The sequence below is a fragment of the Streptomyces sp. NPDC060184 genome (assembly GCF_042728795.1).
Classification (GTDB): Bacteria; Actinomycetota; Actinomycetes; order Streptomycetales; family Streptomycetaceae; genus Streptomyces.
This window is the reverse complement of the sequence record NZ_JBHWYX010000034.1, coordinates 63,197-77,626: the sequence shown is the minus strand read 5'-3', so window position 1 is coordinate 77,626 and position 14,430 is coordinate 63,197. Positions and strand designations below refer to the sequence as shown.

The 14,430-nt window shown below is 71.1% G+C and carries 9 protein-coding genes; 8 read left to right on the top strand and 1 reads right to left on the bottom strand.

The features are described from left to right. The first annotated feature begins 1 nt into the window (after window position 1). The 4 genes from cas7e (at window position 2) to ACFWEE_RS22420 (ending at window position 4,692) form a co-directional block, all read left to right on the top strand. Window positions 2-1,177 (top strand): type I-E CRISPR-associated protein Cas7/Cse4/CasC, encoded by a 1,176-nt coding sequence (gene cas7e / locus ACFWEE_RS22435; protein WP_386891515.1) that lies wholly within the window; start codon window positions 2-4, stop codon window positions 1,175-1,177. After that, window positions 1,174-1,998 carry a type I-E CRISPR-associated protein Cas5/CasD gene (cas5e, locus tag ACFWEE_RS22430; protein ID WP_386891514.1) on the top strand — a complete coding sequence of 275 codons (825 nt, stop codon included), beginning with the start codon at window positions 1,174-1,176 and terminating at the stop codon, window positions 1,996-1,998. Before cas7e ends, cas5e begins: the two co-directional genes overlap by 4 nt. Continuing rightward, complete coding sequence (cas6e, locus tag ACFWEE_RS22425; protein ID WP_386891513.1) at window positions 1,995-2,669, top strand: type I-E CRISPR-associated protein Cas6/Cse3/CasE; 675 nt, start codon at window positions 1,995-1,997, stop codon at window positions 2,667-2,669. Before cas5e ends, cas6e begins: the two co-directional genes overlap by 4 nt. Window positions 2,670-2,910: 241 nt before the next feature. Next, window positions 2,911-4,692 carry a hypothetical protein gene (locus ACFWEE_RS22420; RefSeq protein WP_386891512.1) on the top strand — a complete coding sequence of 594 codons (1,782 nt, stop codon included), beginning with the start codon at window positions 2,911-2,913 and terminating at the stop codon, window positions 4,690-4,692. A gap of 7 nt (window positions 4,693-4,699) precedes the next feature. Here ACFWEE_RS22420 and ACFWEE_RS22415 read toward each other — a convergent pair whose 3' ends face one another. After that, window positions 4,700-5,062 carry a hypothetical protein gene (locus ACFWEE_RS22415; RefSeq protein WP_386891510.1) on the bottom strand — a complete coding sequence of 121 codons (363 nt, stop codon included), beginning with the start codon at window positions 5,060-5,062 and terminating at the stop codon, window positions 4,700-4,702. A gap of 336 nt (window positions 5,063-5,398) precedes the next feature. On the opposite strand from ACFWEE_RS22415, the gene ACFWEE_RS22410 reads away from it, so the two are divergent. The 4 genes from ACFWEE_RS22410 to ACFWEE_RS22395 all read left to right on the top strand — a co-directional run bounded on the left by ACFWEE_RS22410 (window position 5,399) and on the right by ACFWEE_RS22395 (window position 14,407). Continuing rightward, window positions 5,399-5,794 carry a hypothetical protein gene (locus tag ACFWEE_RS22410; protein WP_386891509.1) on the top strand — a complete coding sequence of 132 codons (396 nt, stop codon included), beginning with the start codon at window positions 5,399-5,401 and terminating at the stop codon, window positions 5,792-5,794. A 203-nt stretch (window positions 5,795-5,997) separates the two neighbouring features. Then, a complete protein-coding gene (locus tag ACFWEE_RS22405; RefSeq protein ID WP_386891507.1) occupies window positions 5,998-6,447 on the top strand; it encodes a hypothetical protein in 450 nt (149 codons plus the stop codon). 185 nt (window positions 6,448-6,632) lie between these two features. After that, complete coding sequence (locus ACFWEE_RS22400; protein WP_386891505.1) at window positions 6,633-10,856, top strand: hypothetical protein; 4,224 nt, start codon at window positions 6,633-6,635, stop codon at window positions 10,854-10,856. Then, window positions 10,853-14,407, top strand: a complete 3,555-nt coding sequence (locus tag ACFWEE_RS22395; RefSeq protein WP_386891503.1) for a hypothetical protein — start codon at window positions 10,853-10,855, stop codon at window positions 14,405-14,407. The genes ACFWEE_RS22400 and ACFWEE_RS22395 overlap by 4 nt, the downstream gene beginning before the upstream one ends. Window positions 14,408-14,430: the final 23 nt, after the last annotated feature.

Sequence of the window (14,430 nt, the reverse complement as noted above, 5' to 3'; positions counted from 1 at the left end):
GATGAACCCCCAACCCCGCTTCATCGACATCCACGTCGTCCAACCCGTTCCTTACGCGAACCTCAACCGGGACGACACCAACTCGGTGAAAACCATGCTGTACGGCGACGCCCTGCGCACCCGCGTCTCCAGCCAGTCCTGGAAGCGGGCCATCCGCGAGCACTTCCAGGAAGCACTCGGCGACAACGCGCTGCGCACACGCCGCATCGGCGAACGGGTCGCCGAGGTGCTCTGCGGGCGCGGGTGGGACGAGGCGCTGGCCGGCCGTGCCGGTGCGCACGTCGCGGCCGGGAGCAGCATCAAGTGGGAGGTGGCCAAGGGGAAGGACAAGCAGCCCATCACGAACAAGGTCCTGACCAACGCGCTCGTCTACCTCCCCGAAGACGCGGTCGAGGAACTGGCGGACATCGCTGAAGCCCACAAGGACGCGCTGACGACCGACTTCACCGGCAAGGGAAGGAGCAAACCCGAGAGCGCTCTGAAGGGGAAGGTCGACAAAGTCCTCCTCAAGAGGAACGGCGTCATCAACCTCTTCGGCCGTATGCTCGCCGAGGTCGACGACGCCGGTGTGGACGGCGCCGTCCAGGTCGCCCACGTATTCACCACGCACACCACCGAGATCGAACTCGACTACTTCGCTGCCGTCGACGATGTCACCGAGGCGAGGGACGATGAGACCGGCAGCGGCCACATGGGCACCGCCGAGTTCAGTACCGGCACCTTCTACCGGTTCGCCACCGTCGATCTCAAGGAACTCATCAAGAACCTGAGCGACGACAGCCACATCGCCCTCGAGACCGCCCGCAAGCTCGCCGGCCAGTTCCTTCTCTCCTTCATCGAGTCGCTGCCGCGGGCGAAGAAGAACTCCACCGCCCCGCACACGCCCCCGCACCTGGTGCACGTGGCGGTCCGCTCCGACCGGCCGCTGTCGTTCGCCGCAGCCTTCGAGGAACCCGTACGGTCTGCCGAACACGGTGGATACGTCGGGCGCTCAGTGGAAGGCATCGACGCCTACTCCAAGGCCGCGAACACGCTCCTCGGCCCCGACCGCGTTCTGCACGCGGCACATGCTGCCCTCCGATTCGAAAAGCTGGAGCACCTCGGCAAGCGCTACTCGTCCTTCGAAGCCCTCGTCACCGCCGCCGTTGAAGTCGCTCTCGCCGAGGTCCCGCAGTGACCGAAGGATCCTCCCGCGGGCTGCTGTTGCGCCTGGCAGGCCCACTTCAGTCCTGGGGCACGCACAGCAAGTACCTGCGTCGGGACACCGCCCGGTTTCCCACCCGGTCCGGTGTCGTGGGCATGTTGGCCGCAGGCCTCGGGCGAGCGCGTCAGGCACCCTTGGACGATCTCGCGACGCTGTCGATGACGGTGCGCGTCGACCGACCCGGCGTCGTCCTGTCCGACTTCCACACCGTCGGCGGCGGGCTGCCCGCCGACGCGACGGTGGTCACCGTCGACGGAAAACACCGGACCGAGGGCAAGAGCACTCTGGTATCGAGGCGCCAGTACCTGGCCGACGCCGTTTTCACCCTCGCGCTCACGTCCGACGACGAAGCGCTGCTGCACTCATGCGCTGCCGCTCTGCGCGACCCGCGCTGGCCTCTCTTTCTCGGCCGCCGGTCCTGCCCGCCGGAGGGCCCGATCCTGCTGGGAACCGTGGAAGATCCCCTGCGCCACCTGGTACGGATACCTCTGGCCGCAAAGAGACCGCGCGGAGGGCCGCAGCCGATCGAGTTCTACGGCGACAGACCGCTCGGTGAGCTCCCCGTGGACTCAGGCGCCGCGGACAGCGGTGATGGCAACCACCACAGCGGCGAAGTCACCGACGAACCAGTGTCGTTCGCACCGCTGGAGCGCCAGCACCGGCCCCGCCCGCTGTACCGGCGTGCCGTAACCCTGCCGGATGCCACCTACCGAGGCTTCGGGACCGGTTACCTTCAGAATCTCCAAAGCTACATCGACACCCACTTCACCGAGCCGGAGAGGAACACCCGGTGACTTTGTGGCTGACCCGCATCGTGCCCTCGCCCCATTCTCGCGAGGCCCGCCGGGACCTCGGCGGCAGCGATCAAGGCATCCGATTGCACCAACGCGTGCTGCAGATGTTCCCCGACGGGGTCGAAGGCCCGGCCCGGGCCGCGTTCGGAGTCCTGTTCCGTGCCGAGGAGACCCCACGTGGACCGCAGATCCTTCTGCAGAGCCACGTGGTGCCCGACCCCTCCCGCCTCCCGGACGCCTACGGCAACGTCGAACCACGCTCCCTCGACGGCCTGTTGGCGACGCTGGACAAGGGGACTATCGTCAACTACCGCTGTGTGGCCAGTCCCGTGCGCAAACCCGGGGCGGCCTCGCGGGAGACGTACAAGCTTCCGCCGGTTGTGGCCCTGAGCGGCAATGCCGCCATTGAGTGGTGGGAACGCCAGTCCACCGCGGCCGGTTTGGAACCGCTGCACATCGATGCTCACCCGCTCACCACGGTACGCGGCTCCCGAGGTGCCAAGGATCCCGCAGCAAGGCAGCGAGTCCAGCACTCCCGTACTCAATTCGACGGGACGGCCAGAGTCCTCGACGCCGGCCTGCTTCGGGAAAAGCTCGCCACCGGTATCGGGCGGGGCAAGGCGTACGGATGCGGGCTGCTGACGGTTGCGCCCATACGGCAGCGGTCGTGAACGGGGGGAAATCGAGCTCGGGAACCAGTACCAGGACCTGCGAAGCGTACGGTGCGAGTCCGCATACGGCGGCGAATGCGTCTTCCACGGAGGGCCTGGTGGGGTGGGGCAGATCATGTGAACGGTGTTGTGGCGGCGTTTTCATCGCTTGAGGCGGCGGCTCCGCAACGGACCCCCTTCTTCACCAGGATGGTCGCCTTGGGCTACGGTCGTGCCCCGTGTCTGCAAGGGAGTGGTGCTCATGCCCCGCCATGTTCTGTCCGCGACGCGCGTGGACGGCAGGGTGATCGCCCGCGAGGAGCGCCCCGCCGCGCCATCGCTCACCGTGGTCGCCGCGTACGGGGATCTCCATGCCTGCGACTACGTGACCGTCTCCCAGGGGGAGTCCGTCGGGCTCTATGCCCGCGACCCCGGAGGCACGTGGGACGCTGTGAGCCCCGGAACCGACGCGGTGACCACCGACGAGATGCGCCTGTGGTTCGAGCTCACCCACCACTACCCGGGCCCGGACGGGGCGGACCCGAACCATCCGCTGGGCAGGGCTCCGCAGCCCGGTGCCGGCGGACGCATCGACGAACGGCGCGCCATCGCCCTGGTCCAGGAACACATCGCCGCCGGCGGCCTGGACTACCCGACCCAGGGCCTGGTCGCCGATCGGTTCGCCGCGGGCTGGAGCGTGTACGGGCCCGTCGACGTCGACGACAGCGATCCCATGGCCTTCCTCGACATGCCCGTCGGCCGTTCGGTGTTCCTGGTCGGCGACACGGGTCGCATCAAGGAGGTCACCTCCGCGATCCCGCCCGGACAGGCCGACGCCCTGTTCACCGCGGAGGAGGCCTTCGTACGGCGTGCGTCCGCCGAGGAGGCGTTCACGAACGACCTCAAGGCGGAGTTCGAGCGCCTCGATGGCCGGTCCGGGCAGCCGGGCGCGATCACCGACTTCACCGTCGTCGGCACCCCTCCCGAGGACGTGACGGCGGCCCGTGTGACCGCGCTGACCGACGAGATCGTCCGCCGGCTGGCGCTGTGCGGACCACCGCGGTGGGACCGCATGGTGGCGGCATTCTCCTGCGCCGTCTCCGCAGAGACGGCCGATCTGTGCTTCTGGCACCACGAACGGCCCGTAGAGGCACGCGTGCCGGAGCAAGTAGCCCTGCTCTTACGCCGCCAGCGCCACCTCGCGGCCGAGATGCCGGCCGGACCGTGGCTGCGTCTGACGGTCGCCGTCACCAAGGGGCCCGGCGGCCAAGCCCAGGTCTCCACCCAGTACGACTACGGCGACGAGCGGCTCCCCGAAGGGCAGTTGCTCGCCCCCGGGCACTACCGCAACGACCTCGCCGCCTACCCGCGGGCCGGGGTACCCGCGTGGCTGCGGGCCTACGCCGGGGCGAACGGCAGCCGCACGGCATTCCCGCACACGGCGCCGCCGCGATCCGCACCCCCGCGCCAGGAGGCCCCCGAGCGCCCCTTCGTGGACGATCTGGTCGGCTGGACGACACACGTGGTCGCCGACCAGCAGCGGATCACGTACGGCGGTGATTCGCTGACCTGGGAGAAGATCGAGTGGGTCCGGTATCCCGTCTCGCGGACCAAACACCAGGGCTTCCTGTTCCCCTCCATGTACACCAACACGTACACGTTCGGCGTGGGCACGTACGGGAACTCACCGAAGAGCCTGGAGGATCTGACCTGGAGCAGGGGCGGAAAGCGGGCGGAAGCCCCCGAAGCGTGGCTGGCCCTGGTCGAGTTCGCACAGCGCGTCCTCGAGCCCCGGCTGCTCGCGCAGCGTCTCGACCTGATCCGGTGCGGCGGGTCGTTCACCATAGGTGAGATGCGCGTGCACCGCGGCGGGCTCACCCTGCGCGGGGTCATGGAGGCCGATTGGGGTTCGCTCACCGACGTCAAAGTCGCGGACGGCCTGGTGTGGATTCATGAGCGGGGCAGGCAGCAGGCGGTGAGGGTGTCCCTCGGCAGCGCCAACGCCGTACTCCTGCCCCGCATCGTGGCGGCCCTGGCCGGCTGAACCGCGGCTATGTGTGCAGGCGCCCCGAGACCTGCGTGATCTCCTCGGCGCCCAGAGGGTACGGGCTGCCGTACAGCAGCGGACCGGCGACGACCGCGGGACCGGTGACGGGCGCCGCGCCGTGCTCGGCCGCGAGCCGGCTGGCCACGGGGTTGGGCGGGCCGGAACGTGCCCGCCCCGGGCCGTCCTCGGCGTACCAGAGGGTGAGCTCCTCGCCGAGCTTGGTGGAGCGTATGTGCTCCGAACCGAGAAGACGAGCGACCTCCTGCACGAGATCCATCCCGTACGACGCGGTTTTCACCTGCTGGATGCCCCTGTCGGACACGAGGAGCAGGCCGGACGTCGCCTTGTTCCGCTTGAAGAGTCCCATCCCGTCACTCTATTGACGCGGCTGCATCACCTGCCACCCTCTTCCCCGACTCCGTCACGCGCCGGCGCTTCCCCGCACGCGGTGCTCGCTCGCCGAGGTGTCCGGAAACCGGTGGTCGTGATTGCGCGCGTGCCCGGGGCGGTGTCGGCCGCGGAGATGTCAGCAGGCGGAACTCGTACGGGACGGAGGCAGCTCTCGGCGGCTCGGCGCGTCATCGGAGTGACGGTCGGGGAGGGATCTCGGGCCCCTGCCTCCACATGACGCGAACCGCCGAACGAAGATAAAATGGGACCGGTCGCAAACCTCCGAGTACATTGCCGCTTCACGGGAGCAGCCATGGTCGGCGTCGTTTTCGCCAATGGTGAGAATCCCATCACCCCGAGCATTTCGATCATCCACGATGATGAGTCGTTCCGGGTCGAGTGGGTGGCTTTCAACGTCAGTGCCCAAGACCTTCCGTCCTTCGTCGACCGTCTGCTCGTCGAGAGGATTCCGGAAGGCTGCCCCGGTTCCGACGACGTCGAACACGAGGCTGTATTCGACAGTGACGTTGACGGAGATCCGGCGGACTTCGCCGAACCGGATCTGCTCTCGGGCGAAGCGGGCCCGCTGATGGAGCCCCAGGTGGGGCCGTTTCCGGTCGGGGACTACCGGCTCACCGTGACGCTGGCCAACGACCTCGGAGTGGGGCACACGACGTTCCTCTGCGTTCCCGTCGTGGCCGCGGTCTGAGTCGGCGGGTCCGAGTCGGGAGAGCGAGCGTGGTCCGAGCCGGCGGGTTGGTGCGGGCGGAGGCGGTGCCGAGGGCGAATCCGGAGAGCAGTTCAGGAGAACGGGGCGTCCGGAGAGCCGGTCCGGAGATACGTACGAGCCGAGGAGAGATCATGCCGTACGGCGGAGCAGCCGCAGGCCCAACGTGCCCGGGAGCGGCGACGGTGGACACCAACGTGTCGCTGAGCAGCTCCCATTGGTACGAGATCGTCAACGACACGGACGACCCGATCATCGTGGAAGTCGTCTGTGAACTGGCCGATTCGGAAGGGAACACCGCGTCCGAGGTCCGTCGTGAGTCGATGGCGCCGCAGAGCGACACGACCGCCACGCAGACGCTCTACCTGGTCGCCGCCTATCCCTCGCCGGGTTCGGTGACCGTCACCGCCACCACCACGCTGTCGGGCGACGTGTCGACCAGCGGGTCGAACATGTGCACCTTCAGCGTTGCCGAGGACGCGCCGTTCACGAGGTCCCTCACCGTGAACGGGGGCGGCCCGCGGCTCTTCCGTCGCGTGCGGCGGACCCACGTGTCGCCCAGGAATCGTCGTCTGGCCTCTGCCCTGACCCGAAGGAGTCGCTCGCCGGGGAAGCGGGCCCGGCCCACGGGGTGAGTTCCACGCTCCTCAAGCAAGTTGATGGCTCGTCAGGTCAGCTGTCGTGAGTACCGCCGCCTGTCGTCGGCGTGAGCCGGTGGCCTGCGCCGCTCGCTCTCGACCCGCCTGGACCCGCCTCCCGCTCTCCGTTGGGAGATGTCAGCGTCGTGACCGACTTCGATCGTTCGGCTTTCCATCACCGGGTGGCCGTGCATCCCTGGGATCTCGGTGAGTTCGCCGCTTTCGTCCGCGGGGACGACGGGACGGTGGAGCACTACGAGGTCTTCGAGGGCGTCGTCATGTCCGGCCCCGAGCCGCTCGGAGGCCACTTCGACTCCGATCCGGTGGTGACCGTGGGCGGGGACGGACGTCTGCACCTGCTCGGGCGGTCGGGGGTCAGGATCGTCGACTGGTCCTGGCCGGACGCTGACCATGCCCAGCTGCTGGGACCGCCCACCGAGGAGACCTTGCCCGGTTTCTGTGTGACCGATCCGGAGATCGTCCACGCCGGAGGGCTCCAGCTCTTCGCCCTCGGGGTCGAGGGATGCGTCAGGCAATGGACGCTCGGTGTCCGTGGCTGGAGCGCACCGCGGAGGCTGACCCCGGACGTGGCGGCCTCCCGGCCGGCCGCCATCAGCCGTGCGCCGGGCGCGCTCGACGTGTTCGCCGTCGACAGCGACGGCGCGTTGCGGCACTGGTGGTGGGCGGAGAACCGCTGGAACACCGAGGCGCGAGGCGGTCAGTCGCTCTCGGGCAGGCCCACCGTGGCCTCGTACGAGCCTCGACGGCTCGACCTCTTCGCGGTGCGGACGGACGGGGTGCCACTGCACTGGGGCTGGGACGGCGTCCGCTGGTTCGACGCCGAGGAACGGCTGGGCATGGAGCTCACCGCTTCCCGGCGGATCGCCGCCCGGGACGTGCACCTCGTCACGTTCGGCCCCGAACTTCTCCTGCTGGTGGCCGGGACGAAGAACGACGGGACCGTGCGCTGGGTCCTGGAACCCGCGGTTCCGGGACGGCCCGCCGCCTGGCGCGGCCCGTCCGGGATCGTGACCTCCCCGTTCCCGCCCACCGCTTGGTCGACCGGGGAGCACGCCGAGGTACTGGTGCGTGCCACCGGCGGCGGCTTCAGCCGACAGGACTTCGCCCTCGACCCGCAGGGCGGCATGGGGGAGCCGGTGCCGCTGACCGGGGAGTCGGCGGAGCTGTTCCCCACCGAGCCTGCGCCGGAGCCGCAGTTCATGAACCCCCTGCCGGCCGATCCCGACATGCTGCTGATCAGACCGGACGACCTGGTCCTCCTCGGAGTGCGCTGGAGCGGTTTCGACCTCCGGACCCCTGCGGGCGGACCGGCCGAACTGGTGCCGGGTCCGGCGGCGGAACTGACGATCCTCTTCCCTCCGCAGCACGTGGTCGAGGAGGTCGTCGCGGGCCGAGGGCCTGCCGTGCCCGCGGTGGACCCGTCCCTGACGGGCGGGTTCCCCACCTGGCAGGCAGCCCTGGCGGGGGCCAGCAGGCTCGTGGTGGGATTCGGGGCGGACGATCCTCCGGTCCGGCTGACGGCCGAAGGGGTCCTGGACGCCGTACGCCGTGGCCGTCTGGTGCCGGCGAACGGGGTCACGGACGAGAAGACGGCGATCGAGATCCCCTACGGGCTGGTGCTCTCCCCGCACCCGCCGGAGGGGCTGGACGCCCGCGCCACGCATCCGGCCGGCGCCGTCAGGTCCGAGGCGAGCACCGTCGGCCTCTGGCAGACGACCGTCGCGGCGCAGGACACGGCCGCGGGCGCACCGGCCGGCCTGCGCCTGCACCCGGTCGACATGACCTCCGACGACCCGTTCCCCGTGGCGCTGCGCGGGGGCTCACGCGCCCGGATCATGCTGGAGGAGCCGACCGCGCGGATCGACCGGCTCACCCTGAGCTCACTGGGCGGCTCGCTGACCGCCGCCGGATCCTGGGACACGTTCGAGTGGGAGCACCTGGCCGCGCTCGGCCGCGACCGGTACGTCCGTACGGCGGCCAAAGGGGTGCTGTATCCCTTCGGTCACCGGGCCGAGTTCGTCGAGCTGACGGAGCGCGTCTTCGAGGGAACCCGCGACGGGGCCGTGGCGCACCTGCGGAAGTCGACGATTCTGAAGGTCACCGAACCCGTCCGGAGCGAACCGGCCGACACCGCACTCCGGGCGGCGTTCCCCTTCCACGAGGTGGAGATCGAGCGCACGGTGTACGAGGGGCTCGACAGCGAGCCGTGGGGGACCCAGGACTTCCCCGTACCCGAACTGACCGGCCTCCTGGAGACCCGTGGCCAGTGGTCGGCCCGCGCCGCAGACCTCTACGAGACGTTGTACGGTGACATGGGACCGGGCGGAGGCGAACCTCCGGTCGAGGACCTCGCGGCCGGTGTCACCTCCGACGCCGACGAACCTCTCGACGACGCGTCGTTCGGCCCCGAGGACCCGGAGCCCCCCGTCACCCGCTCCTCGGCGGCGCGTTCCTACCTGGACCTCCAGGAGCAGATCGCGCACATCGACGCGCAGATCGACGCCCTGCCGCACGGTGGGGTCGTTCCGCTCCCCGTCTACATCGTGCCGCGTGTCGGCGGTGTACCCGTCGACTTCCCGGTCCGTGCGGCGGGCCGGGCCGGTGACGTCCACCTGGCCATGCCCCTGGTCTTCGTGTCGGACATCGACCGCCCCCAGGGACTGTTCACCCCGCCCTTCAACTCCCTCACCGACAGCGGGATCGCGCGCAGGCTGGCGGAGGCGTACCGGGAGGTGGGCGACGGGGCCGTGGCGGCGCACGGCGCCCGGATCGACCTCGTCCGGTCGAACGCGCCCGTGGAGCAGGACGTCTGCGAGGTGGAGCGCCTGCATGTCGTGGGTACCCCGCACGACGGCGGGTTCCGCCCGCGGCTCGGGACGGCGCCCGGTCCGGACGAGCGGCGCGGTCCGGGCGGGCGGCGGCGGCCGGGCGGGCGGCGTCGGCCGGGCGTGGACCGCTGGGCGTTCGACACCGCGCTTCCGGCGGTGCGGGCGCTGGTCGGCGCGGACCGGCCTGCGATGCGGCTGGCCCTCAGCTCCGCCCTGCTCGACTCGGTGCCCGATGTGGAGGTCCCGTTCGAAGTACCCGAGGGGGCGGAGGCGCTCGTCACCGACTTCGCCCGGAACACCGCGCGCAGCGGCGGCATCGTGGCGCCCGACATCGTCGCGGACGGCATCTCCCGGCTGAACGGACCGGTCAACGTGGCTGGTCTGCTCGACCGGGCCGGTGGCCACCTGGACCCCAAGAAGATCCTCGGCGACGGAGCGACGCTCCTCGGGTACCACCTGTCCGACCTCATCGACGCGACCGGGCTCGAGGAACCGCCGACGATCCTGAGCGACGCGACGGCGGGCGGCCCTCCGCGGATCACCCTGCAATGGCACGGCGTGGAACTCGGCACCGACGAAGGGTCGTTCGTCACCGGCGACGACTCGGTGCTGGACCTCGACGTCCTGATGGCGCCGGAGGGACAGACCATCAGCTGCACGGTGCGGAACGTGTCGCTGGCCCTTCCCGACCGGAGCGGCAAGCTCCTGGAGGTGAGCTTCGGCAGCATCACCTTCCTGCAGAGCGGCGGGCAGCCGCCCACCCTGGGGGTCGAGGGCGTCGGGGCGGAGTTCTCCGGGCTGCTGAACCTGCTGAAGGAGTTGCAGGAGGGCGTCGACCTCGGGGGCTCCGGTCCGCACATCGAAGCCTCGTCCGGCGGGGTCTCGGCCTCCTACAGCCTGCCGGTCCCCGACGTGACCGCGGGAGCCTTCCAGTTGACCGGGCTGGTGTTCCACGCCGGGATCGACGTGCCCTTCGACGACCGGCCGGTCGCGATCTCCCTCGCCTTCGCCAGCCGGGCGGCTCCGTTCAACCTGTCCGTGCTGATGTTCGGCGGTGGCGGATACGTCGAAGTGGTCCTCGACCGGACCGGTCTGCGACGGCTGGAGGCCGCGCTCGAATTCGGCGCCTCGGTCGCGGTGAACTTCCTGGTCGCCACCGGCGAGGTCCACGCCATGGGCGGAGTCCACCTCCTGAAGAGCGGGGACCAGCTCGACCTCAGCGGCTACCTCCGGCTGGGCGGGCACGTCAGCGTCTTCGGACTGGTCACCGTCTCCATCGAAGTGAGGATCACCCTCACCTACCGGAGCGCGACGAACGAGCTGGTCGGCAGAGCCACGCTGGTGCTGGAGATCGACCTGACGCTGTTCAGCGAGTCCGTCGAACTCGACACCGGCGACTGGGTGCTGGCCGGCGGAGAAGGCCGGCGGCAGCGCACGCTCGGACCGGTGGGACCGCGCCCGCGGCCCGCGCCCGCCGACCCGGCCCAGCCCGTGGGACCGGCCACGGAGGAGTGGCGCGGCTACCGCTCCGCCTTCGGGGAAGGACCGACGTCATGAGCACACTCGGCTGGATCGCCGTACCCGGGGGCCGGGTCGGGGCGGGCGGCGCACCGCTGCGCGTACTCGTCGTTCCCCGGCTGACGCGGCAACTGGCCGGTACGCCGATGGAGGACTGGCCCACGACCGTCAACGCGGCGAACCCGCTCGTCGAGATACGCGAGCCCGGACAGGCCGAGCGCGCGGTCCCGGCCACGGCGCACCGTGACGCCCGCAGCGACACCTGGCACGGCTTCTTCGGCCACGGCATCGAGGTCACTCCCTGGCAGCCGCCCGAGGGGTACCCGAGACCGGAGGTCAGCCCGACCCTGCGGGACCACGACGCCCTGGTCGCCACCTACGCGGCGGCGGCGAACAGCCCGGGGGACGCGGGGGTGGTCCGGGACGAGTTGCGGGACTGGCGCCGCCCACCGGACACCGCCGTCGGCGAGCAGCCGGTCGGGCAGCCGGACTTCCCGGTGGTCGACTTCCACCGGGCCGTCTCCTTCCTGCGGGACCACCCCTACGTCCTGCGGGCGCTGGGACTGGTCGTCCGGCTGGACGTGCCGGCCGACGCGCTGCCCAGGGGCACCGATCCGCCGTACCCCCGGATCCGGGTGAGCTGGCCGGATTCACCGGTCGCCGTCGAGTCGCCCTGGACCGCGTACGAGTTCGACGGCACCCACTTCCTGCCGGCCTCCGGCGGCGACATCCGGTCCGGATTCGTCGACCTCTCGGACTCCGACACCTGGAAGGTCGTCACCGTCGACGTCGACGGAGGGGTGGACAGACTCCGGGACACCGCCGGCACGGTGACCGCCGACGACGGGGACACGGCGGACGAACCGCTGGTGCTGCCCACGCTGAAGTCCGCCGGACTGCTGCTGGCACGCACCGACCGCGAGCAGCAGTTGGCGGACCGCAGCGAACGCGGACGTTCCGGCGCGCGGGGCGGGTCGCTCGCCGACCGGGTCCTCGGCGCGGAGGACCTCGTCCTCGGATACCGGCTCGACGTCCGGCCGCAGGACAGCAACACCTGGTTCTCCCTGCAGGACCGCACCGCCCGGTACACGATCGACGACCGCCCGGTGGGCCCGGAGACCGAGGTACGGGAAGAGGGCCACCTCAAGCCGGACATGATGGTCAAGAAGGAGGACGGCCTGCACACGGATCAGATCGTGGCCGGCTGGACCGGCTGGAGCCTGGCCGTCCCCCGCCCCACCCTGGACGGTGCCCAGCCGACGTCCACCCCGTCCGCGCTCGCCGCCGAACGCATCCCCTACCGGTTCGCCGCGCACGTCGAGGTCGCCGAGCGGAGTCTGCCCGAACTCCGGTTCGGCCGCGCCTACCAGCTGCGCGCACGCGTCGCCGACATCGCGGGCGGCGGGATCCAGCCGGACGACCGCCTCGCGGCCTCGCGCCCGACCGACGAGATCCCCTACACCCGGTGGGAGCCGGTCCCGCCCCCGGACGTGCTGGTCCCCGACGGCCTGCTCGTCGAGGACCCGCGACAGCCGGGCACGTTCCGCGTCGACCACGAACTGCTCGGACCCGGCGGCACCCTGGAACGGCTCGTCGTCCGTACGTCGCCCACCCCCGACGGGCACTTCCGCCCCGACGAGTTCGAGGGCGATCCCGCGTACCCCGCGAACGACCACCGCACCTGCTCGCCACCCGTGACGACCTTCCAGCTCGCCGAGCAGCACGGGGTCCTCAGCGGCCCGGCGCAGGAGGGCCGCGACCGGGCCGCCCGCGCCATCACCCCCGTACCGGGCACCGGGCTCCCCGACCCGGCCGCCCTCGGAGCCGCCGCCACGGTCATGCCGGAGCCCGCCGGTCCGCCCCGCCGCCTCACCGACGCCCGTCCCTGGGCCGGTACCTGGCCCGACCACCCGCCCAAGCACATCGAGCTCGTCCCCGCCGACGACCGCGAAGACCCGGCGGGCCTGAACTGGACGACCCCGGGGGGAGGGCCGGACGAGGAGTCCTCGACGGTACGGATCTCCGTGCCGCCCGGGCAGCGCGTGCTGGTGGAACTGACCTCGACGGTCCTGCAGGACAAACTCGACTGGTTCGAGATCAAGCGGCTGGTCACCGCGGACACCGACGGCGACCCGGAGACCGACGGCGACGCGGACGCGGACGGCGACGCGGACGCGGACGGCGTGGAGGACAACGACGACACCGACGACCTCGACGCGGGCAGGGCCGCCCTCAAGGGCCGGCACCCCATGCTGACCCCGCCCCGCCGGCTCGAACTCGTCCACGCAGTCCGCCGCCCGCTCAACGCCCCGTCAGGGTCCCTGACCTCGTCGAGGCTCCCCGGCAGCACCCATGCCGTCCTCGAACCCCACGACGGGATCTTCGGCGTGCACACGCCGAGCACCGCGCAACTGGACATCCGCGCGCACTGGGACGAATGGGGTGACACCGCCGCCCCGGTCCCCACGTCGGTCCCCCTGACCCCGCTCGCGGTGTCCCGCGGAGCACGCGCGCTGGCCGAGATCCGCCCGGAGTTCGGCGACACCAAGCACCGGAACGTCCGCTGCTCGGTCACCGCGATCAGCCGCTTCCGCGACTGCTTCGCGCCGACCGACGACGAGGAGCGGTTCCGCGCGAGCACCGTCCTCGGCCCGGTGTCGGTCAAGAGCAGCGCACTGCCCCCGCCCCCCGTGATCGTGTCCGCCGTCCCCGCCTTTCTCTGGTCGGAGGAACCCGGTCCCGGAGGGGGCGTCGTACGGAGGCGCTCGGCCGGCCGCCTGCGCGTCGAACTCGGCCGCCCCTGGTACACCACGGGGGAAGGGGAACGCCTCGCGGTGATCGTGCTGCCCGGCGACGAGGACTCCGTCCCCGCCGAGGACCGCCCGCTGGTGTCCTGGATCAACCGCGACCCCATCCATCCGACGCCCTCCCCGAAGGCGCTGGCCGACCCGTCCCTGTTCGCCGGTGCCGTCGCCCCGGTCGACGTGCCGCTCGTGGAGACCGGCCACCGCGTCCGGGTTCTTCCCTACCCGGTGTTCCACGACGAGGGCCGCTGGTACGCCGACATCGCGATGCCGGGGGCTGCCTCCTCGTCGTACTGCCCCTTCGCGCACCTGGCGCTGGCCCGCTACCAGCCCGAGAGCCTGGACGGCCTGAGCCTGTCCCGTGTCGTCCGGACGGACATGGTGCCGCTCCTCCCGGACCGTGACCTGGAGGTCCGGGAGGAACCCGACGGCCTGCGGATCGCCCTCACCGGACCGAGCCGCCGGGGCAACCGCCCCAACCGCGTCTTCGCGTCGGTCGAACGGTGCGACGCGCCGGACCTGCCGGGCGCACCCGTCGACCTCACCTCGCTCACCGGAACACCGCCGGGCTTCCCCGTGTGGGCACGTGTCGCCGGTGCGACGGTGTCCGGCCACACCGGCGAACCCCTGCCGCTCCTCACGGCTCCGGCCGGGCCCGGCCGCCTGAGGGTCCTCGTCCGGGAGGTCGAGGACATCACTCCCTCCTTCAGCGCGGCCGTCGGCACCACGAGCGAACTGGCGGACCGTACGGTGTACACGGCCGTCGTGCCGCTGCCGTTGGTGTGAGGACGGCCCGCCCGGCCCCGGAA

Bases quoted from the DNA above. Each gene is read 5' to 3' on its own strand.
- cas7e (WP_386891515.1), top strand. From the start codon at position 2: ATGAACCCCCAACCCCGCTTCATCGACATCCACGTCGTCCAACCCGTT.
- ACFWEE_RS22420 (WP_386891512.1), top strand. From the start codon at position 2,911: ATGCCCCGCCATGTTCTGTCCGCGACGCGCGTGGACGGCAGGGTGATC.
- ACFWEE_RS22415 (WP_386891510.1), bottom strand. From the start codon at position 5,062: ATGGGACTCTTCAAGCGGAACAAGGCGACGTCCGGCCTGCTCCTCGTG.
- ACFWEE_RS22410 (WP_386891509.1), top strand. From the start codon at position 5,399: ATGGTCGGCGTCGTTTTCGCCAATGGTGAGAATCCCATCACCCCGAGC.
- ACFWEE_RS22395 (WP_386891503.1), top strand. From the start codon at position 10,853: ATGAGCACACTCGGCTGGATCGCCGTACCCGGGGGCCGGGTCGGGGCG.